The 1,319-nt window shown below is 41.8% G+C and carries 2 protein-coding genes and 1 pseudogene; 2 read left to right on the forward strand and 1 reads right to left on the reverse strand.

What is annotated here, in order from left to right; translation table 11 throughout:
• Both MHN33_RS23730 and MHN33_RS23735 read left to right on the forward strand, forming a co-directional pair.
• On the forward strand, window positions 1-632 hold a 632-nt coding region (locus MHN33_RS23730), incomplete at its 5' end, for a hypothetical protein (RefSeq protein WP_239401949.1).
• Window positions 629-1,015: a hypothetical protein gene (locus tag MHN33_RS23735; protein ID WP_239401951.1), complete on the forward strand. Its 387-nt coding sequence runs from the start codon at window positions 629-631 to the stop codon at window positions 1,013-1,015. The genes MHN33_RS23730 and MHN33_RS23735, both read left to right, overlap by 4 nt.
• A gap of 122 nt (window positions 1,016-1,137) precedes the next feature.
• Here MHN33_RS23735 and MHN33_RS23740 read toward each other — a convergent pair.
• Window positions 1,138-1,319: pseudogene (locus tag MHN33_RS23740) on the reverse strand (IS256 family transposase); the annotation flags it as partial.

Here is a 1,319-nt window from a genome sequence, read left to right on the forward strand (position 1 = left end):
AAATGGCCATGGGCAATGCCGGCTTTAATATGAATAACCGCACATTGCCAGCCGTTGCCGGGCGGACAGCGGTGGCAGCTATTGTTGGTGGTACAGCAAGTGCTATTACCGGCGGTAAGTTCTCAAATGGCGCAAGAACAGCGGCTATGATGCATTTGTTGAATGCTGAGGGGCCTTCGGCATGGGAGAAAGCAAAATGGAGCTATGAAGTTCGGCACAAAATGAATGGGGGACTTAAGCTCGGTGGTAATGCTTTGGCACCGAATTTAACTTCTATAGAACGTACGGCAGCAGAAGAATATACCTATTTCCCCAAAGGCACATTTGTAGTTGTTGCTCATGGAAGTGAGCATGGTATGTATTTGTCCTCCCTAGAGTATGCTTCAGACGCACATATCCGGGAGTTCTTAGAGGGTGCTGGCTATAAGGGGGATAGGCCCATTTTTCTTCAGTCTTGTTATTCTGGTGAGAATGGAGTTGCCCAAAGAATAGCGAATATGTATCCAGAACAATTTGTAATTGCACCTAATGTTGGAATGACAAACTTAACAGTTTCACCTGGTTATCAAGGGGAGAGGTATTTCCTTGACAACCCAAACGCATATTATAAAGAGTACAGAACAAATCAATGAACATAGTTAAATTTTTAGTTTTTCTTTTATCTTTCGATGTTTTAGCTTGTGAAAACCTGGAAACAAGCTTAAATGAATCAGTATATAAAAGCGTCAAAGTTTTAAACGATAAATCAGCTCTAATTTCACTCAAGATTCCAATGGTGTTGAAAGGTGGGAAGTATTTAAGTACGGATATTGATATACGTGACTTACTATATGCCACTATATCTGGTGATGAAATTGAGGGTTTCTATTACATTAGGTTCACGATTGAAAATAAATACTTGGATCTAATTAAGATTGGGTTGTGGTATGAAAAGCCTGCTTGCCCTTCGAGAGGTACTTATAGTAAACATAAGAAACTAACTGTATTTTCGTTAAATGATATAAAGGTCAACTGAAAAAGCAGTTACAAGAGGCGTTGTTTCATTGCAATTTGCATGTGTTACATGGACAGCTGTGTTACATGGACAGCCACCTAAAATTTGGAGGGCGTTCATAATTCTGTGTCAGCCTGCTGAGCTCAAAGCTCGATGTAGTCATCCAAGCGCCCTGGAAAGTGGATGGCCATCTGCGACAGCGTGAGATTCCAGTTCTGGATAGGATGCGTCCACCGCTCTTGAGCTTTAAGTATACCGGCATAGAGTAGCTTTAGTAAGCTGTTTTCATTGGCAAAACCGCCCTTGGTTTTGGTCAGCTTCCGGA

The organism is Pseudoalteromonas sp. OOF1S-7, assembly GCF_022347765.1.
Taxonomy (GTDB): Bacteria; Pseudomonadota; Gammaproteobacteria; order Enterobacterales; family Alteromonadaceae; genus Pseudoalteromonas.

Coding starts and splice junctions, on each gene's coding strand:
- MHN33_RS23735 (WP_239401951.1), top strand. CDS start 629: ATGAACATAGTTAAATTTTTAGTTTTTCTTTTATCTTTCGATGTTTTA.